22 protein-coding genes and 2 riboswitches are annotated in these 23,677 nt (G+C 38.9%); of the genes, 4 read left to right on the top strand and 18 right to left on the bottom strand.

Annotated features, from left to right (window positions below):
• Positions 1-5 precede the first annotated feature (5 nt).
• The 7 genes from cobK to ACOZIR_RS11590 all read right to left on the bottom strand — a co-directional run bounded on the left by cobK (position 6) and on the right by ACOZIR_RS11590 (position 7,364).
• Complete coding sequence (cobK, locus tag ACOZIR_RS11620; RefSeq protein ID WP_415382730.1) at positions 6-773, bottom strand: precorrin-6A reductase; 768 nt, start codon at positions 771-773, stop codon at positions 6-8.
• Positions 770-1,681, bottom strand: a complete 912-nt coding sequence (locus tag ACOZIR_RS11615) for a sirohydrochlorin chelatase (protein WP_421535610.1) — start codon at positions 1,679-1,681, stop codon at positions 770-772. The genes cobK and ACOZIR_RS11615 overlap by 4 nt, the downstream gene beginning before the upstream one ends.
• Before the next feature lie 18 nt (positions 1,682-1,699).
• The gene (gene cobJ, locus ACOZIR_RS11610; protein ID WP_045291737.1) at positions 1,700-3,322 is read right to left on the bottom strand and encodes a precorrin-3B C(17)-methyltransferase; all 1,623 of its coding nucleotides are present in this window, start codon (positions 3,320-3,322) and stop codon (positions 1,700-1,702) included.
• Between the two features lie 13 nt (positions 3,323-3,335).
• Positions 3,336-3,716 (bottom strand): (2Fe-2S) ferredoxin domain-containing protein, encoded by a 381-nt coding sequence (locus ACOZIR_RS11605; RefSeq protein ID WP_045291738.1) that lies wholly within the window; start codon positions 3,714-3,716, stop codon positions 3,336-3,338.
• A 100-nt stretch (positions 3,717-3,816) separates the two neighbouring features.
• Positions 3,817-3,996, bottom strand: a riboswitch (cobalamin riboswitch).
• Positions 3,997-4,114: 118 nt separating this feature from the next.
• A riboswitch (cobalamin riboswitch) is annotated at positions 4,115-4,293 on the bottom strand.
• 146 nt (positions 4,294-4,439) lie between these two features.
• A complete protein-coding gene (locus tag ACOZIR_RS11600; RefSeq protein ID WP_014459832.1) occupies positions 4,440-4,598 on the bottom strand; it encodes a hypothetical protein in 159 nt (52 codons plus the stop codon).
• A gap of 348 nt (positions 4,599-4,946) precedes the next feature.
• Positions 4,947-5,984 carry a M42 family metallopeptidase gene (locus ACOZIR_RS11595; RefSeq protein WP_411304400.1) on the bottom strand — a complete coding sequence of 346 codons (1,038 nt, stop codon included), beginning with the start codon at positions 5,982-5,984 and terminating at the stop codon, positions 4,947-4,949.
• Between the two features lie 108 nt (positions 5,985-6,092).
• Positions 6,093-7,364 (bottom strand): cation:dicarboxylate symporter family transporter, encoded by a 1,272-nt coding sequence (locus ACOZIR_RS11590; protein WP_045291740.1) that lies wholly within the window; start codon positions 7,362-7,364, stop codon positions 6,093-6,095.
• A 387-nt stretch (positions 7,365-7,751) separates the two neighbouring features.
• Here ACOZIR_RS11590 and brnQ point away from each other — a divergent pair, with 387 nt between their 5' ends.
• A complete protein-coding gene (gene brnQ, locus ACOZIR_RS11585) occupies positions 7,752-9,107 on the top strand; it encodes a branched-chain amino acid transport system II carrier protein (RefSeq protein ID WP_045291741.1) in 1,356 nt (451 codons plus the stop codon).
• A gap of 39 nt (positions 9,108-9,146) precedes the next feature.
• Here the strand turns inward: brnQ and ACOZIR_RS11580 are convergent, their stop codons facing one another.
• From ACOZIR_RS11580 to ACOZIR_RS11560, 5 genes are all read right to left on the bottom strand, one after another.
• Entirely contained in the window at positions 9,147-9,524 is a 378-nt protein-coding gene (locus tag ACOZIR_RS11580; protein WP_045291742.1) for a hypothetical protein, read from the bottom strand.
• A 14-nt stretch (positions 9,525-9,538) separates the two neighbouring features.
• A complete protein-coding gene (locus tag ACOZIR_RS11575) occupies positions 9,539-10,696 on the bottom strand; it encodes a hypothetical protein (protein WP_421535609.1) in 1,158 nt (385 codons plus the stop codon).
• Between the two features lie 185 nt (positions 10,697-10,881).
• Entirely contained in the window at positions 10,882-11,079 is a 198-nt protein-coding gene (locus ACOZIR_RS11570; protein WP_045291744.1) for an IDEAL domain-containing protein, read from the bottom strand.
• 134 nt (positions 11,080-11,213) lie between these two features.
• Positions 11,214-12,497 (bottom strand): ammonium transporter, encoded by a 1,284-nt coding sequence (locus ACOZIR_RS11565; protein ID WP_411304405.1) that lies wholly within the window; start codon positions 12,495-12,497, stop codon positions 11,214-11,216.
• A complete protein-coding gene (locus tag ACOZIR_RS11560; protein WP_013057326.1) occupies positions 12,494-12,910 on the bottom strand; it encodes a hypothetical protein in 417 nt (138 codons plus the stop codon). Before ACOZIR_RS11560 ends, ACOZIR_RS11565 begins: the two co-directional genes overlap by 4 nt.
• A gap of 429 nt (positions 12,911-13,339) precedes the next feature.
• Between ACOZIR_RS11560 and ACOZIR_RS11555 the strand changes: the two genes are divergently transcribed.
• Together ACOZIR_RS11555 and ACOZIR_RS11550 are read left to right on the top strand one after the other, a co-directional pair.
• Positions 13,340-13,792, top strand: coding sequence for a DUF1641 domain-containing protein (locus ACOZIR_RS11555; RefSeq protein WP_013057327.1), 453 nt, complete (start codon positions 13,340-13,342; stop codon positions 13,790-13,792).
• A 33-nt stretch (positions 13,793-13,825) separates the two neighbouring features.
• Entirely contained in the window at positions 13,826-15,004 is a 1,179-nt protein-coding gene (locus ACOZIR_RS11550; protein WP_421535608.1) for an NAD(P)/FAD-dependent oxidoreductase, read from the top strand.
• A gap of 45 nt (positions 15,005-15,049) precedes the next feature.
• Here the strand turns inward: ACOZIR_RS11550 and ACOZIR_RS11545 are convergent, their stop codons facing one another.
• The 4 genes from ACOZIR_RS11545 to ACOZIR_RS11530 all read right to left on the bottom strand — a co-directional run bounded on the left by ACOZIR_RS11545 (position 15,050) and on the right by ACOZIR_RS11530 (position 20,685).
• Positions 15,050-16,006, bottom strand: a complete 957-nt coding sequence (locus ACOZIR_RS11545) for an AEC family transporter (RefSeq protein WP_328121170.1) — start codon at positions 16,004-16,006, stop codon at positions 15,050-15,052.
• Positions 16,007-16,018: 12 nt separating this feature from the next.
• Positions 16,019-17,722: an NAD-dependent malic enzyme gene (locus tag ACOZIR_RS11540; protein ID WP_045291747.1), complete on the bottom strand. Its 1,704-nt coding sequence runs from the start codon at positions 17,720-17,722 to the stop codon at positions 16,019-16,021.
• Positions 17,723-17,985: 263 nt separating this feature from the next.
• Positions 17,986-19,437, bottom strand: a complete 1,452-nt coding sequence (locus tag ACOZIR_RS11535) for a M20 family metallopeptidase (protein WP_045291748.1) — start codon at positions 19,435-19,437, stop codon at positions 17,986-17,988.
• 24 nt (positions 19,438-19,461) lie between these two features.
• On the bottom strand, positions 19,462-20,685 hold the full coding sequence (locus ACOZIR_RS11530; RefSeq protein ID WP_045291749.1) for an MFS transporter: 1,224 nt from the start codon (positions 20,683-20,685) through the stop codon (positions 19,462-19,464).
• Positions 20,686-20,854: 169 nt separating this feature from the next.
• Here ACOZIR_RS11530 and ACOZIR_RS11525 point away from each other — a divergent pair, with 169 nt between their 5' ends.
• Positions 20,855-22,933 carry a helix-turn-helix domain-containing protein gene (locus ACOZIR_RS11525; protein ID WP_045291750.1) on the top strand — a complete coding sequence of 693 codons (2,079 nt, stop codon included), beginning with the start codon at positions 20,855-20,857 and terminating at the stop codon, positions 22,931-22,933.
• Between the two features lie 17 nt (positions 22,934-22,950).
• On the opposite strand, the gene ACOZIR_RS11520 is transcribed toward ACOZIR_RS11525, so the two are convergent.
• Positions 22,951-23,421 (bottom strand): hypothetical protein, encoded by a 471-nt coding sequence (locus ACOZIR_RS11520; RefSeq protein WP_045291751.1) that lies wholly within the window; start codon positions 23,419-23,421, stop codon positions 22,951-22,953.
• Positions 23,422-23,442: 21 nt separating this feature from the next.
• Positions 23,443-23,667 (bottom strand): non-oxidative hydroxyarylic acid decarboxylases subunit D, encoded by a 225-nt coding sequence (locus ACOZIR_RS11515; RefSeq protein ID WP_045291752.1) that lies wholly within the window; start codon positions 23,665-23,667, stop codon positions 23,443-23,445.
• Positions 23,668-23,677: the final 10 nt, after the last annotated feature.

Genomic DNA, 23,677 nt, shown 5'->3' with positions numbered 1-23,677 from the left:
CTCAATCAACTCCTAGTTTGGTTTACTAAAGCATGAACCACTTCTTCAAAAGTAGAATACACGGTTCCATACTCGATTTTTGGTCTCCCTATCATAATGATATCTAAGCCCAACTCTTTGGCTGCTTCTACTTTTTCATCCACAGATCCAACTTTTCCGCTTTCTTTTGTGACCATGACCGTTACCCCGTATTGCTTATACAGCGCTTGATCAAACTCTTTTGTAAACGGACCTTGAATAGCAACAATATTTTTTTGCGGCAGTCCTAACTGCTGACATTTTTCCATATTATCCAGCCTTGGAAGCATACGAGCAACAAGCCGTACATCTGAAAGAGGAAGCAGCTTTTCTGTAAAAACCTGCAGCGTCTTGCTGCCTGTTGTCAGCATAATAACTCCTTTTTTCTCAGCTGCTACTTCTGCTGCTTCTTCATACGTAGAAACCATCGTCATATTATCATAGGTAAAAGCCTGCGAAGCCCGCTCATAGCGTATGTAAGGGATCGCTGTTTCAGCAGCGGCGCCGATGGCGTTTTTAGATGCTTCTTCCGCAAAAGGGTGACTTGCATCAACAATAGCTTTTACACCATGTTCGTTTATAAAATCCATCATATCCTCTTTTGTGAGGCGTCCAATTTTCACTTTCACTTCTGCCCGCTGTAATTCGATTGCTGCATTGTCTGTTACAACCGTTGCCGTAACTTCGTAACCTGCTTTTTTCACTTGGACAGCTAATGCACGTGCATCGCTAGTTCCCGCTAACAATAAAATCATTTTAGCTCGCCGACCTTATCTTCGTGATAGTCGTGATCATGATGGTGATCGTGGTGATGGTGTCCGTGATCATGGTCATGATCGTGATGATGATGGTGATCAATATGTTCCATAATGCCGAGGCGATATTGACACGTATCGCAGTTCATTTTCACTTCACCTTCTAATCCTTCTTCAGCACGTTCTTTTAAAATTGTCTGCAGTTTTGGATGAAAACCAAAATAGCCGGCTAGCTTAAACTCAATGTTTTCATGCTGCATTTTATACTGCTTCACCATTTCTTCCAAACGCTTAATTAGTACTCCTGTAAATAAGAAATACGGGAGAATAACCACTTTTTTAGCGCCCAGTTTCAAACAACGCTCCACGCCTTCATCAATCAGTGGAGCGGTCACGCCCATAAAAGAAGTTTCAACGATTTTATAATTTGTTTTTTCCCAAAGAAGGCGCGTAATTTTATATAAATCACTGTTTGCATCAGGATCACTTCCCCCTCGCCCTAAGACAATAACAGCCGTGTCTTCAGCTGGAGTTTCTAAATTCTCTCCTGATTCTTGTAATCTCGTTTTTAAAATTTCAAGGGCTTCTTCATGAACACCAATAGGACGTCCGTACACGAAGTTTACGTGTGGATATTTTTCCTTAGCTTCATCTATAGCTGCTGGAATATGTATTTTAGAGTGGCCAGCAGGCAAAAGCATAATTGGAATTACAACTACATCTTGTGCTCCTTTTGCCACACATGTATCAATGCCTTGACTTACATTTGGGCGTTCAAATTCTAGAAAACACGTTTCTACTAAAATAGATGCGTCCCAATCATGCTTCATAGTCGAAATAAATTCGCGAATTTGATCGTTCCCTTCAGGATCTCTGCTTCCATGCCCGACAAATAAAACTGATTTCATATAATGCCCTCCTATTTTTTAATCTCCACACGGAGCTGGTTCTACTTTTATTTTTGGTGTTATATCTTGATAGTCGAATCCATAAACGTTCTTCACGCGCTTAAAGAATTTATGAAACCGCTCATTAGGATGACCTTTTTCTTTATATTCATGGATAATGTTTTCCACTATTTCAACAATGTCATCGGGTGCTATGCCTTCCGCTACAATTTGACCTGAATGCGCATTGCGACCAACCGTTTTAGCTCCTAAAAATAAGTCAAACGCACCTTTCCTGTAGACAATGCCGATATCTTCTTGAACAGCACCGTAACAGGCCATACCGCATCCATTAATACCAAGCTTCAGCTCTTTTGGCATGTCCATTCCCCCGAGACGCTTTTGTAATTCTTCCGTATGTGGAATGGCGTCGCTTTTTTCTCCATCACAAAAATCACACGCTTTGATTGTGAACACGTCTCCGACCGGAGATAGTAAAAAGGAAGCTGCTTGGAGCTTTTTAATAATCACATCTGGCTGAGCCGTTGGAATTTGCAGTTTGATTTGATGGTCAGGTGTATACTCCATCGTACCTTTTTCACCAACAACTTCCGCTAGTGTTGTCATTTGAACGGGCGTAAACTTCTTATTTGCAAGCCCTGGACTAACCGCCACTTCAAAGATAGACTCTATTGGCTGATGTACGACCGCAGAAGTGGATTCACCTAAAATTGCTTGAAGCGCTTCTTCTGCAAGAGCTCGTGAAGCTGCTTTTTCCTCTCTTGTGTTCTGAACCGCTTCAATAGTCGAAGCTGATTGCTTTACAGCCTCTTCTTGATCAAGAGCCCACGGTTCTGCTTCTTTTCGAAGTCGCTGGTGAGGTCTTAGCGGCTGCTCCGTTTGGTTGAGGGTATATTTCCGCTGATACCCGCGCGGTGTAATCATTAAATCGTCGTAAAAAAACGTCGACGAATTTCCGACAACAACGGTAGTCAGCATGCCTATTTCATGGTTTAACATGTCTTTTAAGTTAGTCATTACGACTTCTTCACGGTCACGATAAGCGCTTTTCACAAGGCCAACAGGCGTATCGGGGGAACGGTATTTTAATAGAATCCTTTGTGCTTCAACAATTTGTCTTGTTCGTCTTCCGCTTTTTGGATTATAAAAAGCTACTACAAAATCTGCTTGTGCAGCTGCTTCAATTCGTTTTTCGATTAGCTCCCAAGGCGTAAGATGATCACTTAGACTAATCGTACAGGCATCATGCATCACGGGCGCCCCGAGGAGAGATGCGCATGAATTAATAGCCGAAATGCCAGGAATTACTTCCAGCTCTACGCCCGTTTCCTTTTTCCAGCCCTTTTCAATCAACACTTCATACACAAGGCCGGCCATTCCGTATACTCCTGCATCTCCGCTTGAAATAACCGCCACGGTTTTCCCTGCTTCAGCTTGCTTTACGGCTTCTTGTGCACGGCTGACTTCTTCGGTCATTCCTGTACTAATAATTTGCTGATTCGTTAACAGTCCTTGAATTAATTCCACGTAGGTTTTATAACCGATGATCATATCACTTTCTTGAATGGCTTCTCTTGCCCGCTGTGTAATATGTTCAAAGCTTCCCGGACCGAATCCAATAACTAACAGTTTACCTTTCATGCTAGCTCCTCCTTTATACGTTACTTTTTACTTTGTCGATTCCTTCTATGGAGTCACTGTTTTCTGGAGAAACAAAACCTTGTTGATCATATTCATAAATAAGCGATTCCTTTATACTGCAGCCTCCTGCTAAATGCTCTTCGACAATTCGATGAGCTACATTTTCAGTGACCTGCTTGTACCAATCTCCTGAAGGGTACACGATAGCTACAGGAGCATCTTTGCATCTTCCGTTACAGCGCGTACGGGTTGTATGAACCGCTTCATCTAGATTCAGTTCAGTCACTTTATTTCGAATAGCTTGCGTGGCTTCTTCTCCACCTTTTCTCATACAGCTGCTTCCATTACAAATCAATACGTGATGCTTTGTTCCATTTAAGTTCCACGTCGTCACACTCATCCGCTCCTTTACTAAAAAACGCCTCTATCAGTGATAGAGGCGCAGAAAAATTCAAACTAAGTTTTTGCACTTCCACCTATATCCCGTAGAGTAAGCTTCGCATTAGAAAAAGGCTGGTTTCCTGACTTCGATTCATCACTTGATTGCGCCTTCCCGAATACAGTGGCATATGCAATCAGCTCCTCTTCACAGTGGCGGGTACCGCGCTGGCTTCACACCAGACTTCCCATTTAACGCAATTTCAATATTGCGCACCTTTTTTGCACGATATGTAGTTTTATGCTACGAGAAAAACCCGCTTCGCTAATATGCGAGCGGGTAAAACGTCAGAATAAAAGTGTACACGAATGCCACTTTAAGCCAACTTTTCCCTTCCCGCTCCCCGGAGAAATAGAAACTTCACAATAAAGACAGGTCTCCTGACTTGTGTATCATTCTACTTGAGAACCTTCCCGTGATTTTTCCACAGTGGTTATACTCGTTCGTCCACACTTACAGTTGCGGGGGCAGTACTGGTCTTTCACCAGTTTCCCTATTAAGCCTTCTTGGCATCTTTACTGTTGCTGTTTGATATATATGAACCTTTTAAACTATCAGAATAATAGAAGTAACTACCATATCATAGCGTACATTTTTTTTTATTTCAACTCTATTCTTTTCGTAAGATACAAGAGGCTATAAAAAAACAAGAGCATAAAGTTAGCTCTTGTTTTTTCATTATATAGCTACTAATGTTAAATGAGGATCATTATAATACACGACTTCTGAAAGAACTTTACAGCCATTTGTTTTTGCAAAAGCTTCTCTCGCCTGCGTTTCAGTTTCAAATTCAAACATTTTCATTTCTTTTCCAGCATATACCGTCAGTACCCACATGAAAAGATTCGCCTCCGATTATTGTAGTGATCGCTATATCCACATTATGACGAAACCATTTCCTTTTGAAAACCCATTCTACAAAACTTGTCACAAGAAACTTTTAAAAATTTAAAAACATTTTAACTTCTCTAAATGAACAAAATGTACAAAAGGTTTAAGTAGCATTATACCTCTTTGAAAAGGTGCTTTTTTAACCCACTGTTGCTTCCCCAGAAAAAATATATACGATCTATTAAAAAAGAAGCCGGCTATCCGGCTTCTTTTCTAGGAAAGGAAAAAACAGACATCACAATCCCGTCCTGCTCTTTATTTCGCATAAAAATTCACTAATTAAATATTCCTTTCTTAAAGCAGAACCATGTTCGACTGCACATAGTGGTAAAGAAGCTTATACGTATGATTCAATGAATCTTGATGCGTTCTCTCAAACGCATGAGAAGAATCAATTCCTGGACCAATTAAGCCGTGTACGATGTCATGCCCGGCACGAATAGCAGCAGAAGCATCTGATCCGTAAAACGGATAAATATCTAATTTGTACTGAATATCATGCTGTTTAGCCAGCTCTACCAAATGCTTTCTCAAACCGTAATGATATGGGCCGCTTGAATCTTTTACACAAATAGACACGGTGTATTCATCAGTAGATTGTCCATCTCCCATGGCACCCATATCAACCGCTAAGTATTCTACTGTTTGAGGCGTGATGTTCGAATTTCCTCCGTATCCAATTTCTTCATTATTTGAAATGAGAAAGTGCGTAGTGTATGGCAGTTCGATCTGTTCTTCTTGAATTATTTTCATGAGCTGAAGCAATAAAGCTACGCTTGCTTTATCATCGAGATGACGAGATTTAATAAAACCGCTTTTTGTTATTTCTACACGAGGATCAAAGGAAACAAAGTCGCCGACTTCAATTCCAAGGCTGCGAACATCCTCTGTGCTATGTACTTTTTCATCCAATCGAATTTCTATATTTTCTTGATTCCGCTCAGCTTTTCCTGCATCTTTATACACATGAACAGATGTTTGATGCATAAGGATGGTTCCTGTAAATATTTCTCCTGCTGACGTTTCGATTTCACAATATTCCCCTTCAATGGAATTGTAGCGAAACCCTCCAATCAAGTCGATTTTCAGACGTCCACTTGGTTTGATTTCTTTTACCATAGCACCTAATGTATCGACATGAGCCGTCAGCATACGGTGGTGATCCGTATTTTTCCCAGGAATAGTAGCGACTAAGCCTCCTTTTCGATTGCGATACGTTTGAATATTTAGCTCTTTTACATAGTCTTCGACAAACGAAATAACCTTTTCTGTATTTCCAGAAGGACTGGGAATCGAAACAAGCTTTTTAATTAACTGAACAGTTTCCGTCATTATGACACTTCCTTTGTCTCTCATTTCTTTTATTTTACCATATGTTTCAAAAAAGATAACAGGCAGCCCCAAACAAAAAAGCCGGGCGGCTGCCCGGCTTTTTTTGCATTAAGCTATGTTTGATTTCTTTAATTCGTTTGTGTAATTTAATGATTTTTGCTTATCAAACTCGCCTTCAGACTTGGACATTACAATCGCAGCTAAAGCATTTCCTACTACGTTAACTGTGGTACGCATCATATCAAGAATGCGGTCAATTCCTGCAATAAATGCCATGCCTTCAAGAGGGAAGCCCATGGATTCAAGTGTAGCAAGTACAACTACAAACGATGCCCCTGGTACACCAGCCATTCCTTTTGACGTTAACATTAGCACAAGAAGGAGCTGAATTTGATCCATAATGGAAAGGTCGATGCCGTACATTTGAGCAATAAACAGCGATGCCAGCGCCTGATAAATGGTTGAACCATCTAAGTTAAACGTGTAGCCTGTTGGAATTACAAACGACGTAACCGACTTAGAACAACCGAAGTCTTCCATTTTTTTGATAAGAGAAGGTAAAACAGCTTCTGAGCTTGCCGTTGTAAAAGCAAGAAGCAGCTCGTCTTTTAACACTTTTAGGAGCGTAAACATGCTTGTTCCAGCCATTTTAGCAATAATTCCAAGAACCACAAGCACAAAGAAAATCATGGTGAAGTAAACGGCGAATACTAATTTCCCTAATGGAATAAGTGATCCGACACCAAACTTTATAATATTAACACCAATAAGTGCAAATACACCTACTGGAGCAAATTTCATCACCAAATTAGTTACCCAAAACATTGCATCCAAGACGCCTTCAAAAAAGGCTAAAACAGGTTTTCCCCTCTCTCCAATCGAAGCTACGCCTACACCAAACAGTACGGAAAATAAAATGATTGGTAAAAGATCGCCTTCTGCTACCGATTGAAAGACGTTTGTCGGAACAATATGAAGAAGCTCCTGAGCAATCCCTGTACTTTCAGACGTTTTTGCCGTTGCCTCATATTGAGAAATATCGCTTTTTTCAATATGTCCCATATCAACCCCTGCACCAGGGTGGAATAAGTTCGCGGCAATAATCCCCACTACAATCGCAATGGTTGTAACAATCTCAAAATAAAGAATTGTTTTTCCGCCAAGCTTACCTAATTTTTTGATATCGCCTACTCCTGCGACCGCTACGATTAATGCTGAAATCACGATCGGTACGACAATCATCTTAATTAAATGAATAAATATGTCTCCAATTGGCTGTAAAATAGAAATGGCCGTATCGCTTCCGTAAAAGATAGCACCTACAGCTACGCCTAAAATCAGTCCAATTAGAATCTGAGTTGCTAGACCTAACCTTTTCACTTTCTTGCTCCTTTCGCACAGTTGACTTTCATCCATCGAGCATATGCGGTTCAACGAACCGTGTATAAATATACATCCTTACAGCACCTTATGTAAACAGTTCTTTACTAATAAGAATGTAAGGCCGCACTTGCAAATTTTTAAAAGCCACGGTTCTGTTTTATCATATCAAATAATTGTTGTACACTGAGATTTTTTTGCTAAGTATTTTTCTATTTTTGCTATTTCAGCGAATAAATTAAAAAAATAAAATTTTATATTGAAATATGCATTTTAGGTTAGTATAATACGATACATGTTTATTTTTATTATTCGAATATAAAATTCTGAAAATTTTAATTATTCAACACGATAATAAAAAGCATTTATAATTTTGGAGGTTTTAACGTGTCAAACAAAGTTCCTTTTTCATTTATAGTGGTTATTGGCTTTATGCTTTTTGCCCTATTCTTCGGCGCAGGTAATTTAATCTTCCCTGCAATGTTAGGTCAGTCTGCCGGAAGCAATATTTGGTCAGCAAACGCTGGATTTTTAGTAACGGGTGTAGGTCTGCCTCTTCTAGGCGTTCTCGCATTTGGTTTTTCCGGAAAAGAGGATCTGCAGTCTTTAGCTAGTCGCGTACACCCAGCTTTCGGTATTATCTTTACTACGATTTTATACTTGGCAATCGGACCGCTTTTTGCGATGCCAAGAACAGGAAGCGTTTCGTTCGAAATTGGCGTTAAGCCTTTTTTATCAGAAAATCCAGGGCACCTTCCCCTTATCATTTTCACGGTAATTTTCTTTACTATTACCTGCTTTTTTTCGCTAAACCCTGCGAAAATTGTCGATTTAGTAGGAAAAGTTTTAACACCTATTAAATTAACGTTTATTGGAATATTGGTAGTTGTAGCCGTTGTGAACCCAATTGGAAAATTTGAAGCACCAAGCGAAGCTTATACAACACACTCATTTTTTAAAGGCTTCCAAGAAGGCTACTTGACAATGGATACACTAGCATCATTTGTTTTTGGAATTATTATTATTAATGCAATTAAAGAAAAAGGAGCAAAAACTAACCGACAAATTATCACAATTTGTGCAAAAGCTACGGCTATCGCTGCCGTTATTTTAGCTCTTATTTATAGTGCATTGTCCTATATGGGTGCTTCAAGCGTATCAGAGCTTGGACGTCTTGATAACGGAGGTACGGTTTTAGCTGAAGTATCAAATTACTACTTTGGCTCTTACGGTGGAATTCTTTTAGGTCTGATGATTACCGTTGCTTGTTTAACGACAAGTGTAGGTCTTGTAACATCTTGTTCATCTTTTTTCCATAAGCTGTTTCCAAGTGTTTCTTATAAGTTGATTGCTGTCATTTTATCAGCATTCAGTGCCGTTGTAGCAAACTTTGGTTTAACGGAATTAATCGCTATTTCGGTTCCGGTCTTAACAGCTATTTATCCGTTAGCTATTGTGTTAATTGCTTTAACATTCTTACACCCTTTATTTAAAGGACGTTCTGAAGTTTACCAAGTAAGCCTTCTGTTCACGTTTATCGTTAGTTTATTTGATGGCTTAAATGCTGCTGGATTCAAAATTGCGGCAATAAACGATCTGTTTACATCGATTCTACCTATGTATGGAGTGGGTCTCGGCTGGGTAGTTCCTGCTATTGTAGGAGGATTAATCGGTCTTGGTATTACCTTCCTTCGTACAAATGATAATACGAACAGCAACACTTCAAGAAAATTGATTAAATAAAAAGAGGATGCGAGTGCATCCTCTTTTTATTATGGCGTCTTATGAGTAAGGAGTTTTTTTCTCCATTAACTTCACTTCTTCTTTTAACACACGTTTTTCGTATAGATATTTATCCGTTCGTTGAAAATGATATTTATCAGCTTTTTCTTTTTCAGATGTGGTCAGAAGTACTTGACCATCAGAAGCAGCTGACACACCAAACGTTTCATTTTGATAAGCAGCATACGGAGCTACAAAAAACACTTCTTCAACAGCATCACGAGGAACTTCTTTTGTGAAAGTCGTGTCATTGTATGGAATGAATCCATTTGCTACGTCTCCTTTATCATAGCTAATCAGCTTTACACACCCGTTTTCCGTTTCATAACATTCGTAATCTCGTTCATTATATGCTGCATACAAACCTTTTCGAATCACAAAAAACCAGTCCTTTACATTGGGTTAGCAACCGCTGGTACAAATCGTTTTTCTTCTGCCACATAGGTAGCTAAAAGTACTTCTTCCCCATTTACCACTTGGTATAGTTCCGCTCCGTTTGCTGGTGGATAATAGTTATCAAATTTGAACTCTGGAACGGTTTCCCCGTTTCGAGATCCTGTAAACCCATTAAGCGTACATGGAGGTCCGTCTGTTGTTTTTCCTCCGAACACAGTTCCGTAGGGAATATCAACGTGGCTTACCGCTTGCGATTTAAATTTGATTACACCGTACGTTGATCCTTCTTCAGGAAACGGCCTTTTGCCTGAACCATCGGTGTAATCTAAACGTAAGCTTTCCACAAAATCTTTGTACGAAGTAATATCATGAACATCTTCAGCTTTAGCTACATACCCTCCTAGCGCTGTATAAGATCCATCTACATACTTTTCAATATCTTTAGCAGGGATCGTTTTTTGCAGCAGCGTATCTTTTGTAATGGGCGAAACAGAGTCACGAATAGTCTTCATCGCTTCTATTTCATGAGAAGTTAATGTTTTCACCTCTTTTAATTTTAATTCATTAAACTCTTTTTTTGTAAGATCGACGCGCTTCAGCACTTCATTAATTTTTTGATCAAAATCTTCTAAGCTTTCTAAATCTGAAGCCGTATAGTGAGCATCAACTGTTCTTACATCTTTATGTACTTTTTTAACTTCGTTTAATCCATACTGTTCTACTTCATCAGCCGTTTTAAACGTTTCAACGCTTGAAATAGTTTCACCGTTCGTATCAGCTACAACGTAACCATCTTCAGCTTTGATCACATATCCGACTTCTCCATTACCTAACGCAATTAAGTCTGACTGTTGAAAAGCGGCTTTCTCTTTTTCTTTTTGAAATTCTTTATCTGTCATTCCCTTAGTAACGAGGGCTTTAAGTTCTGACGTGTCTTTACTGCTCTTTTGATTTGCTTCTACTTTCTCAGTTGTAACTGACGAAGTTTCTGTATGAGATGAAGACTGACTAACCGTTCCAACTACAAAAATAAGACCAAATACAATTCCTATCCCGTACAAAAATTTGCTTATTTTGTGAGCTCTAAATAAAATTCCTAACACAATACAAACAATACCTGCAATTAAGCTATCTACTAATAATAGATGTCCCAACCAAACCCCTCCTCTTTAATTCTTGTTTATGTTAAAAAAATCCATAAAAGAAGTCAATACAATTAATGTAAATAAAGTTTCAAATAGGAACATATTCATAATTATTACTAATTAATCCCTTTTAGCAGGTCTCAAAAATAAAACACACCATCTAAAATAGATGGTGTGTGAAGTATAGTAAGTAATTAAGAAATTTGTTTAAGTTCTGATGAGAGTTTTAAAAACTCTTCTTTATTTTTCATCAATAGCGTGCGGTCGATTTCTTCTTTTAGCTGTGCTTTACGAAATTCTGCAATCGCCTTGTCTAAAACCATCTCAGCGAATAATGCATCAAGCACCTTTCCGTTGGATTTTTGCGGTGAATTAAGTAAATTCTTTTTCATAAGAAATCAACTCCTTGGCTTTTTTATAATATAACACAAATATTCTGACTTTTCAATCATTTAAACCAAGTATTTTAAAACTATTTTTTCCCACATAAAAAGGCCGCCCTTTTGTTATAAAGCGCGGCCTTTTTTTAAGAATCTGCGTTTTTTTCTTTCACTTCCGCATAGTAGTTTTCATATTCAATAAACTCAGGAGCTTGATGAGCTGCCATGATGCCATGATAGCTAATATCTAAGCCCACTTCCTCTTCTTCTTCCGTAGACCGAAGCGGCACCACCAAGGAAATAACCTTTAACCCTATCCATGTTGTAACAAATCCCCAAGCGCATAGAGCAATTAATCCGAGAAGTTGAACACCTAATAACGTCCAGCTCCCTCCTGTAAACACTCCGCCGTCTGTAGAAAATAAACCCACAGCCAACGTTCCCCATATTCCGGAAGCTGCATGAACAGGAAAAGCTCCTACAGGATCGTCGATTTGACGCGCTTCAAGCCAGTTTGTAGCTGCCATCATTAATAATCCGGATACAGCTCCAATAAAAATAGCAGATGGTGTATTCACAAAAGCACACCCTGCCGTGATACCAACCAGTCCGGCAAGCGAGCCGTTTATCACAGAAGGCGCATCTGAACGATTGTAGCGAAATAAGGTATAAAATAAAGTAGCTGCTCCGCCTGCTGCTGCTGATAACATTGTGACAATAGCAATGTGACCAATTCTAACGTCAGTGGCACTTAGCGTACTTCCTGCATTAAACCCGAACCATCCAAACCATAATAAAAAGGCACCAACTGATGCAAGCGGCAAATTGCTTGGAAGAGAAACGGAACTAATTCCATTCTTCGTAAATTTCCCTTTTCTTGGTCCAATCATTATTGCAGCTGCTAAAGCTGAAAAACCGCCTAAAGCATGAATAACTGCGGAACCAGCAAAATCAAGCATCCCTAACTTACTAATCCATCCGCCTCCCCAAATCCAGTGGCCCGCTACAGGATAAATAAATGTAGTCATTAAAATCGCATATAAAAGGTATGCACGGAAATTAATTCGTTCTGCTACTGCTCCAGAAACGATAGAAATGACCGCAATCACAAATGCACACTGAAACAACCAAAACGTTTCAAGCCCAATTGGAATGTCAAGGTGCGATAAATTACCTGATAGCGCAAAACCGCTTTTACCGACGATTCCACCTAAATCATCTCCGTACATTAATCCAAAACCAATTAAATAGAAACAAAGCGTTCCTATTGTAATATCAGCAAATACTTTCATAATAATATTCACGCTATTTTTATAGCGGACAAAACCTGCCTCTAGCAAGGCAAATCCGCCTTCCATTAACAAAATCATCGCCGCTGTTAAGACGACCCACGTTGTATTTATACCTAAACTTAGTTCATTAACACTCATATCCCCACGCCTCCACTGCTTTTTAATCGTTTTATTTCTTGTACAATAGCAGGCGAAAGCGTAATTTCACTTGTTTCTTCATTTTCCGCTTTTATTAATTCAAGAACTTCATGAAGTTCTCGCATTTGTGCTTTAAGGTGATCAATTTTTTTAAAGCGTTCCTTTACGTATACCATATACTCGACCGCTTGATGCTGACTTAAAGGACGCCCGGTAAAAAATTTACGAAACGGTGATAGTGATTGATACCAAGCTTCTTCAGCACGTTTCTTCTCTTCGTATTTACTAATTTTCGTTTTTATATCTTCTATTTCTTGTGCTTTAGCTTCTTTTAACTTCATTATAAATTCAATTAATTTTAATTGAGGCAATGTAATGACCACATTATGATAAAGTTCATCCACTATAACCATGTTATATCTCCTTACATAAGATGTTATATTCTGATTATATGTAGAACACTATAGTAAGTCAATGTAATTTTTTGAAAACTCTTTAAATAGTAAATGCGCCCTATCTTTTTAATACTTATAGAATATTAAGTTCGTATGTGTTGAAATATGACGTTATTTGTTTTATCGTAGGAAGAGGAATCATGTTAGTTCCCTATTTTAATTTTATTTACCTAGGCAATTATTCGCTTTATTTTTTATAAACTTTTATTAAACAAAGGGTTACGAGGTTCTTCACTTATTTTTTCAACGAAATGAGTTGATTTTATCTCGTATTAAAATTAAAATAGAATTATGTGCAAGATTTCACAACTTCACAATGTAGTTTGAAAGTCTAGCAGATAACTAGGAACTACATATGCAACAGTATCCAGCAAAGGAGGACTTTTCATGTCTCAATCAACTATTCAAAAATCAGCTGCAGAGGAAAATGCTGCTGTACAAACAGAAGCGGCAGTTAACAAAGGTCAAGCGGATGTGTTAGATCAATTGTTAAAGCCTGAAGTACAAGAAGCTCTTACTGTTCTTGTAGATAATTTACCAAAATTATCTGAAATGGTAACGGTGCTTACAAAAACTTACGACGTTGCGCAATCATTATTAACTGACGACGTATTAAAAGAAGATCTACTTGGTGGAGTAAAAGAATTTATCGAGCCAGTAGAAGGAACAGTAAAAGGTCTTGCAGCTACTGCAATCGAAGCAAACGATCGTGCAGAAGCAAATGCTTCTAATTCAATCGGTTTATTCGGTTTATTACGCATGCTTAAAGATCCACAAGCTCAAAAACTATTCCGCTTTGCACAAGCGTATTTAGACATTACAAACGAAAAACAAAAATAATTTTCATTAAAAAGTGTGGACGGAGGATCGACTATGTCAAAACATATTTTAATTTTAGGCGGCGGTTACGGTGGTTTATTAACTGCAATGACAGCTCGCCAACACCTAAGTGCGGATGAAGCAAAAATTACAGTAGTGAACCGTTTTGCTACTCACCAAATCATTACAGAATTACACCGTCTAGCTGTAGGCGGCGTTTCTGAACAAGCGGTAGCTTTACCACTTGATAAATTACTTAAAAACTACAACGTTGATTTAAAAATTGCAACGGTAAAAGAAATCTCACCAGATCAACGTGAAGTATCTCTTGAAGATGGTACAAAATTAAGCTACGACTACCTTGTTACAGCTTTAGGTAGTGAAACTGCTTACTTCGGTATCCCTGGTTTAGAAGAGCACAGCTTCGTTCTTAAATCAGTAAATGATGCAAACCGTTTACGTGCGCACGTAGAAGCTTGTATCGCTGAATACAGCAAAACAAAAAATAAAGCTGATGGTACAATCGTAGTTGGCGGTGGCGGATTAACAGGTATCGAACTTGTTGGTGAATACGCTGACTTAATGCCAAGCCTATGTCTAAGACACGGTGTTGATCCAAAAGAAATTTCTCTATACTGTGTAGAAGCAGCTCCTACAGTTCTTCCAGGCTTCCCTGCTGAATTAGTAGAGCGCGCTCAATCAAGCTTAACAAAACGTGGCGTTACATTTGTTACTGGTACACCTGTAACAAAAATGGATGCTACAACTGTTGAACTTAAAGACGGCAGCAAAATTGAAACAAAAACAATGGTATGGACTGGCGGAGTTCAAGGTAACTCTGTAGTTGCTAACTCAGGTATCGAAGTAAACCGCGGTCGTGCACTTGTAAATGAATTCTTACAATCTACATCTCATAAAGATGTATTCCTTGCTGGTGACTCAGCGGTTGTAATGGGTCCAGAAGGTCGCCCTTACCCACCTACTGCTCAATTAGCTTGGCAAATGGGTGAAGTTGTAGGCGTGAACTTAGCAGTAGCTATTCGCGGCGGAGCAATGGAATCATTCGTTCCTGTCTTCTCTGGTACACTAGGAAGTCTTGGACGCAAAGATGCAATTGGTACAATCGGCGGAAACAAAACGCAATTAAAAGGTTTACCAGCATCACTTATGAAAGAAGCAAGTAACGTTCGTTACTTATCTCATATCAAAGGATTATTTGCATTAGCTTATTAATCCTTCTTAAAACGAAAGAGGAATTCTCCTCTTTCGTTTTTTTATTTACATAAGCCAAGAAATAAGAAGCGGAAGCGTAATCAACGATAAAATAGCACTAATGACAAAAGCAGATGCCGTTTCGTTTTCCAAGCTTTCAAACCGCAAAGCAATCATCGCAGCAACAGCAGACCCAGGAAAAGCTACCAGTAAAATAGCTTTTGTCACTTCATCTGAAGACAATCCTATCCATACTGCAATTCCAAGCATAACGATTGGTTGAACCGCTACTTTTAAGACAGCGATCCCAAGCGCACCTTTACTGAAGTTAATTTTTCCAATTCCAATCGTTACTCCTACCGCAAACAAAGCTGCTCCTGATGTAATACTTCCGATTTGATTAAGCATATCCTGTAACAGTTTAGGTGACTGAAAGCCGCAAAGCGTTAAAATCACTCCAATTAACGGGACACATGCCAAAGGCTCAGATAAACCATGCAAAATAGAATGAACCGTTACTTTGAATAAACTTGTTTTCTCTTCCCCTTCCCTTCGTCCCCTTTGGCCAACAGTTCCCAAAATCGTTGCCAGCGGATCTAAAATCGCGTTCACCACTATTCCTGTTATGGCAATTGGAATCGCTACTGCGCCTGCACCGAACAATCCTCCGAGTACTGGAATACCCATAAAAGCGAACGTTGGTTGAGCTGAGTTTAGGGCAAACATAGAAGAGGCAGTTAACGTATACTTCCCTGCGTACTTTACAATGAGCAATATAATGAGATAAAACCCGACAATTCCTAAAATCAGCGCAACTAAAAACGGCCATTCGTCTATGAGTGTTTTTCTTGGCGTTGTCGTCACACCTACAAATAAGTGTGCAGGAAGCGCAAACTTCGTTACTAATGTGTTAAGCCCCTTAGACGTTTGCTTGTCAAATTTTTTAAAATGCCCTGCTAAATAACCAAGTAAAATGACAAAAAAGATAGGCGCGAGAATGAGAAAAATTTGACCTATGCTCATTTATCATTCACCTCATTCATTTCTTGCCTTAACAGGTTTATAAACAGGCTGCCATACCGCTGCTTCTACAAGTTCAGTTACATTTTGTTCCGTAACAGTTGCTACGTTATCTTTTACAGCAGCACCGGCAACTGCCACAGCAACCGCCTTTGATACTTTTTGAAGATCTTTAATATTAGGAAGAAGCGTATCTCCTTTTGTATCTGTTTCTGCTATACGCGCTACTGCATTGGCAGCTTCAGCAAACATAGATTCAGTAAACTTTTGAGCGCGAACCACAATTGCACCTAAACCAAGACCCGGAAACACAAATGCATTATTAGCCTGTCCGATTTCATAAGTGTGCCCGTTATATTCAACGGGTTCAAATGGACTTCCCGTTGCAATAAGGGCTTTTCCTTCCGTCCATTTTATAATATTTTCTGGAACAGCTTCAGCAAGTTTGGTTGGGTTTGAAAGCGGCATGATAACAGGGCGCTCCACATGCTTTGCCATTTCTTTAATAATTTCTTCGCTAAAAGCATCCGTTACGCCTGACGTTCCAATTAAAATCGTTGGCTTCACTTGCTTGACAAGCTCCAATAGTGAAACTTTATTTTCATCGTCTTTTTCCCATTCTTTAATCTCTTCATTTTGACGAACGTAAGGCTGTTGAAAAGGAGCTAAATCTTCCATATCTTCCGTTAATAGACCTCTGTAATCATATGCCCAAAAACGATCATACGCTTCTTCTTCAGACAGCCCTTCAAGCATCATCGCACTATGAATACGATCAGCATTCCCAATTCCAGCAGATCCCGGTCCAAATACAACAACCCGCTGGTCTTTTAAAGGCGTACCTGTAATGCGCACCGCTGTTAAAACGGCTGCAAGAGTAATCACTCCCGTTCCTTGAATGTCATCATTAAACGTTAAAATTTTATCGCCGTATTCTTTCATAATGTGACGCGCGTTAATATTCCCAAGATCCTCCCAATGAAGAAGCGCTTTAGGAAACTTGGTCGTTATTTCTTTTACAAATTGAGCAATAAAGCGATTATAGTCTTCTCCTTTTACTCGCTCATGACGATTTCCTAAATACAAAGGATCTTCAAGAAGCTTTTTGTTATTGGTCCCCATGTCAAGAACAACAGGCAGTACGCGGCTTGGGTCAATTCCTGCTGCAGCTGTATAAACCGCTAACTTTCCAACTGCAATATTGATCCCTCCTACACCCCAGTCCCCAATTCCTAAAATACTTTCTGAATCCGTAACTACCAGCAAATCAATATCTTCGCTGTCGAGCCCTAAGTTTTCAATTGCCTCACTTAATCGATCGGCTTCATTTACGGATAAATATAAGCCGTCAGGACGGTGGTATTCATGGCTGTATTCTTGAATGGATTGACCTACAGTAGGCGTATAAATAATGGGAAGCATTTCACTTAAATGATCGGTTAATAAACGATAAAACAGCACGACGTTTCGATTATGCAGATCATTTAACGAATTATTTTTTTGAAGATCATTCGGTGCTTTTTTGAACTGCTCATATGCTCTTTTTGCCTGCTCTTCTAACGTTAAGACCGTTGGAGGAAGAAGTCCCTGCAGATGAAGCTCTTCTCTTTCTTCTTCAGTAAAAGCAGAACCTTTATTTAAATAAGAAGTGGATAAAACCGATTTTCCTTTTAATGAAGTTGAAATTGAACCATCTTTTTCTACTTTATATGCTCTCATGTTTTTACCTCTTTTCTTGAACAATTAGATAGGGTTAGGTTCAGCAAAGAGATATATTTTTAACCATTTATTTTTAATGAAAACAAAAAAGAGATTGAGCCACAACTACATGAATCCAATCTAAAGACGAACAAACGGGATACTTGAAACTTACGTTCACTATCACAATGAAAAAATCCGAACGAGTTTGATTCTCAACCAAGAATCTCGATTCATCGTTCGGATTTCCCTTCAACTACAATACGTTTTTCCCAACCTCGTTTTTATACCACGCTATAGTCTTCTTGTTTATTTTCTGAGTAATTAGGCGGCTGTATATGGGAAGGCACAAGACATTCATAGCTTTCTTCTTCTAGTCTACCCTCTAGCTCTTGTTTCGCTTGACTAATCAGCTCTTGATTTTCTATCATTTCAATCGCCGTAGCCGCGATGGCTTTTCCAGCCAATAACATCGCATTATGAGCATACTCCGTTTTCCCTTGAGCAACAGCTTGCCATGTATGAAACGGCGTAGCATAAGCCCATGTTGCCGTCACGCACTGTGCAGTGGGAACATTCCAGCTGACGTCTGCAACATCGGTCGATCCCGTCATAAACGAAACATTTTTAGACATAGGAGCAATTTGGTTGAAGACTGGGTGATTCGCTAAATTTTTGTCTAGCAGTGAACCGACTTGTTTTTTTGCTGCTTCTTTGTCTTCGGCGGATGTAGACTCGTAAATAGCTTTGGCAAAGGCCATGTCTTCTTGTTTAATTTCAGGTAAATTTATCTTCAGCATTTGCTTATGCATCAGCTGCTCCATTGTTTGATTTGGAATCAGATTTGCGCAGGCGCCTTGAATTTCCTGTTCCATTTGTGTTTCAGTCATCAAAGCTGCTCCCTTTGCAATTTTCACAACGCGTTCAAAAAGTTCTTTTACTTGAGATGGCTTCGGAGCACGAATTAAGTACATCACTTCCGCTTCTGCTTGAACAACATTAGGAGAGATCCCTCCGCTGTTTGTAATCGCATAGTGTACCCGCGCTTCGTCTATCATGTGCTCACGCATATAATTCACGCCAATATTCATTAACTCTACAGCGTCTAAAGCGCTTCTTCCAAGGTGAGGACTAGCAGCTGCATGACTGCTTCTTCCTTTAAATTTAAAAGTTGCTTGCATAACCGCATTCGATGACGTATGCATGACACCATTAACGGTAGCCGGATGCCACGAAAACGCGATGTCTACATCTTGAAAAAATCCTTCTCGTACCATATACGTCTTTCCGTATCCACTTTCTTCAGCTGGACATCCATAGTATCGAACGGTCCCCGGAACATTTTTTTCTTTTAAATATTCTTTTACAGCAAGCGCAGCTGCTAGTGAGCCTACGCCAAGTAAGTTATGTCCACACCCGTGGCCATTTCCATTTTTTTTGACTGGATCTGCTACTGCACACTTATCTTTTTGACTCAGCCCGGTAAGCGCATCATATTCACCGAGAATAGCGATAATCGGATAACCATGCCCGTAACTTCCAACAAAACCTGTTTCAAGGTTAGCAATATGTGTACGAAGCGTAAACTCTTCTTTTTCTAACATGTCGCAAATCAGCTGTGCCGACTTATACTCTTCAAACCTTGTTTCTGCATATTCCCATATTTGATCACTGATTTGAGTCAGCTCGTTTCGCTTTTTTTCAATAAGTTGTTCGACTTCTTTGATAATATCCATGAGACACTCTCCTTTTTCCCCTTATTATTTAACAGCATTTTGTGCGTCAACTAACACTTTTGCAGGTCGAATCGAAAATAACGAAATAGCACAGACAAGAGCGCAGATAATTAATAAAGCAAATGCTGCATTATACGACCCGCCAAACGATTGTACTAAAAAACCAATAAGCATCGGTGTTAATACGCCGGCTGCTTGAGCCCCTGTATTAATAAACCCATTTGCTGAACCGACCACTGATTCAGGCAACATTTTTAAAGGAGCTGAAGCGATTAAAATTACATTAAACGAAAACAGTAAAGTCACTGCGCTTTGAAAAACGATAAACATGCCTACACTAGGTGAAATAGCCATTAAGCAAAGAAAAACGCCCATCAGTAAACCAAAAACCGCTGCTATCGTCTTGTCTTTTCCATCTGGAAGCTTGTCTAAAACAAAACCGCTAACAAACATCCCAATAATACCTACAAATGCAGGGATAGCGGAAAGAAAACCGATGTCCGTTAAATTTAAATGTCGTACTTCGGCTAGATATGTAGGCATCCACGACATGAGCCCCCAGTTAATAGCGTAAATACTGAAATATGCAATAAATAAATTCCAAATCATCGGGGTTCTGATAATTTCTTTTAATGTCATCTGCTTAGCAGGAATAGCAGAAGCCTCTCTCTTTTCCCCCTGCTGCTTTTCTTTTAGTAAAAAAACAAACAGAACTGTAATAACGAGCCCGATGGCTCCTATGATATAAAAGATACTTCTCCAGCTTATCGTTTGCATCAGCTGCGTCGCCAGAATCGGTGTGACCACACCCATGATCGTACCTGACGATAACAAAAAGGACATGGCTCTACTGCGTTCTTGCTGAGGAAACCACCCTGCGATTCCTTTTGACGCAGATGGAAAATAGCTCCCTTCCCCTAATCCAAATAAAAAGCGAATGATAATAATAGAAGCAAAAGACCAGGCCATTCCGGTAAAAACCGTAAACAAAGACCATAAAAGCACGGCAATTGTAATAACTTTTTTAAATCCAAAGCGGTCTGCTAGCCACCCACCAGGTATTTGCATCAGCGCGTATCCTGCAAAGAAACTGCTTAAGATGATGCCTGTAGAAGAGGCATTAAGGTGTAAATCTTTTGAGATATCTAAAATAGCGTAATTAATAATAAAACGATCTAAGTTCCCAAGCGACCAGCCTAAAAATAATAAAAATAAAATGACGTATTTCCAGTTCATTCTTGCTAGCATAAATGCACTCATCTCCTTTTCATTCCATTTAATGTAATGTTTTGTAACAAATCAATTTGTTATATAAATATTAAAAAATTCTGACTATTTTTTCAATGTGCATTTCTATATAATAAGAACTATAACTATGTATTTTTTTACATTAAGTAGTCTATAAGGGGTTGTTAACATGAGTGATTTATTAGCTAATATGAAAGGTTATCTTACATCTGTTATAAAAAACAGTTCGTATCAAATTTGGGCAAGTATTGATTCTGCAAATTTCAACATGATTTTTTCCAGTTCTTCATGCTCATCTCTGCTTTATGCTCCTCCCACTAGCCTACATAACGGCAGTGATTCCATTCAAAAGCATATCGCATATGAAGAGTTCGAAGAAATTTACTTATCTTTTCCAAATCGCTATGCGTTTGTTGTTCGCATATTTGCTAGGCATCACTGGACACCACAACAAATAAAAGAGCTATCCGCTAACTTTTCTTCTTACATGCTGCAAAAAAAGCTCGAGCGGCATGAGCACATTTTGAACGTACTTATGAAAAGCATTAAGGAAATCTCGCTTTTACAAGACTCTGACTATCTATTAACAAGAATTCTGGAAAATGCTCTTTCAGTTATTTCTGTTGCGGATATGGGCGTGCTGTGGATGTTTGATTCTTCTACACAATTTCTTTTGCCTCGGGCCTGGTCCGGGGGGCCAAATAATGAAATTCAAAACATGAAAATGAAAGTGGGCGAAGGAATTATCGGAAAGACATTTCAGCATAATAAAAGCTATATGTATACGGAAATAGCGGATATATTACGCGATTCTTCTACTATGACTGACGATAATATTCACTATCTTAATCAGTCCTATACGTTTACAAACATTCAATCTATTATTTCTGTCCCAATTTGCATGGAGGAACAAACGGTATGCGTACTCATTATTTATCAAAACGGTACAACCCCTCTTTTAAATGAAGAGGATAAAGAATTGTTAGAAAGCTTTTCCGATCAAGTTTCGATTGCTCTCTTAAACTCAGCGCTTTTTGAAGATGTAAAAAAACAAAATGAACTTTTAATACGCCGCGATCAAATTCATCGCACATTCATGAACGTTTCCCTTCAAAGTAAAGGAATTGAACCGATACTTACCGAATTACGCCGAATGGTTACATCTCCCGTCACCATTGTAGATTTTGTTGATAATAAGACCTATGGCTTCTTGAAATCCCTTGATATAGACACAAAAACAGCTGAATTTCACACGCATTTTCTTTTACATACAAAGGCTTGCTTTTATACTATTGATTCACACAACCAGAAGCACAGCGTCTACATTCAACCGATACACGGCATTGATACACTCTTAGGGTTAGTTATTCTGCAGGCAAATCAAGGAGATCTTTCCTCTCTAGATCAAGTGGCACTCGAACAAAGCAGCTCTGTTATTGCACTAGAAATGCTGAAAAAACAAACGTTAGTCGATTTATTTTACAAGCGAACGCATGAACTATTTAGTGAATACTTATCATGTTATGACACCACTTTACTGTATCAAAAAGCAAACGAGCTAAACATTGATACAAAAAAACATACTCTAGTCGCTCTTATTACGATTCGTTCACAAGCTGACCTGCAGCTCTTAAACTTACATCTTCATCGCCTTGTATCTGACATCAAATCGGTTTTCACTTCAAAAGCGCCGGTCGTATACGGATTCGACACGAAAGTAACCATTGTATTTACGCTTGATCCTTATGAAGAACATCATGCTATTATCAAACAATTAAAGGATTTACTCTCAAAATGGCGTTACTACAATGAATGTCATGTAAAAATAGGGATTGGAAGTCGTTATTCTAACTTTACCCAAATAGGAAAAAGTTATCGCGAAGCTGAAAAAGCTATCTCTTACCTTCTGTCTCAGCAGCAAGATGGATGCATGTTGTATGAGGAAATAGGAATTAACCGGTTATTTATTAATCAATCGAAAGAAGAAGTAAAAACCTTTATTGATGAAGTATTTGTCCCTCTTAAAAACAATCATTTGAATGATGAACCTTTAGAACAAACGCTAGAAGCGTATTTTGATAACAACCGCTCTGCTTCACTTACAGCTAAGCAGCTTCATATTCACGTTAATACACTCTATCAGCGGTTGAAGAAAATCGAAGATAAAATGAACATATCATTTACAAATAGTGAACATCTATTAAAAGTGCAGCTAGCATGCTATTTGAAAAAATTTCACTACAGCTAAAAAACCGATTCTTATTTTTAAGAATCGGTTTTCTCAGTAGAAAGAACAGCCTTAATTGATTGCTTCCAGCGGCTCAGTACCTCTTTGGAATAATGAAGCTGAAATTGAATGCCAGATGTTAAAACTGCATATTTTGCGTAATCTTCTTTAACAGCGGCTACTTCTCCCGTAAATAACTCATAGCCTGATAACACAGGAGCTTCTTTTTTCAGCCAAAATTTAATGTAATAAGCTTTTCCTTCAACAACTAATGTAACGGTTGCCTTATGATTCTGTATCATGTTTGTTGAAGACGTGGTATCTTTCCATACTAACAGCTTGACGCGTGAAGAGCTAATAGCTACCAGCTCTCCTGCGCTAATCATTGCTACATGAGGAAAACCTTCGGATGTCACTGTAGATAGCAGCATCGCATCATGCTGTTTTCTTTCTAAGTTTTTTCCATTTAAAAATACGCGCACGGCTTTTGGCAGCTCTGCTTTATTCATTTTACTTACCACCTTTGCTGATTAAGATCGGGGTGGCACAGGAGGCATGTGCGTTGCCAGCGGTACGGCTTTTGGATTAACTTTAAATGGTCGAGGGTATTTTTCAGGATTGGTGATCGTCTCAGGTTCAGAAGAACGCCAGGTAAACAAACACACGTTGCATAAGTAAATCTCCCAGGCTCCTTCAACTGGTGATTTAGATACTAAGTTCGCTTGTTTGGCTTCACATCTTGGACAAGTATACATGTCGATTCCT

This window comes from Priestia sp. D3YE.R1, assembly GCF_049199565.1.
Lineage (GTDB): Bacteria > Bacillota > Bacilli > Bacillales > Bacillaceae_H > Priestia > Priestia aryabhattai.
The sequence above is the reverse complement of the archived record's forward strand: the minus strand, read 5'-3'. Positions and strand labels throughout refer to the sequence as shown.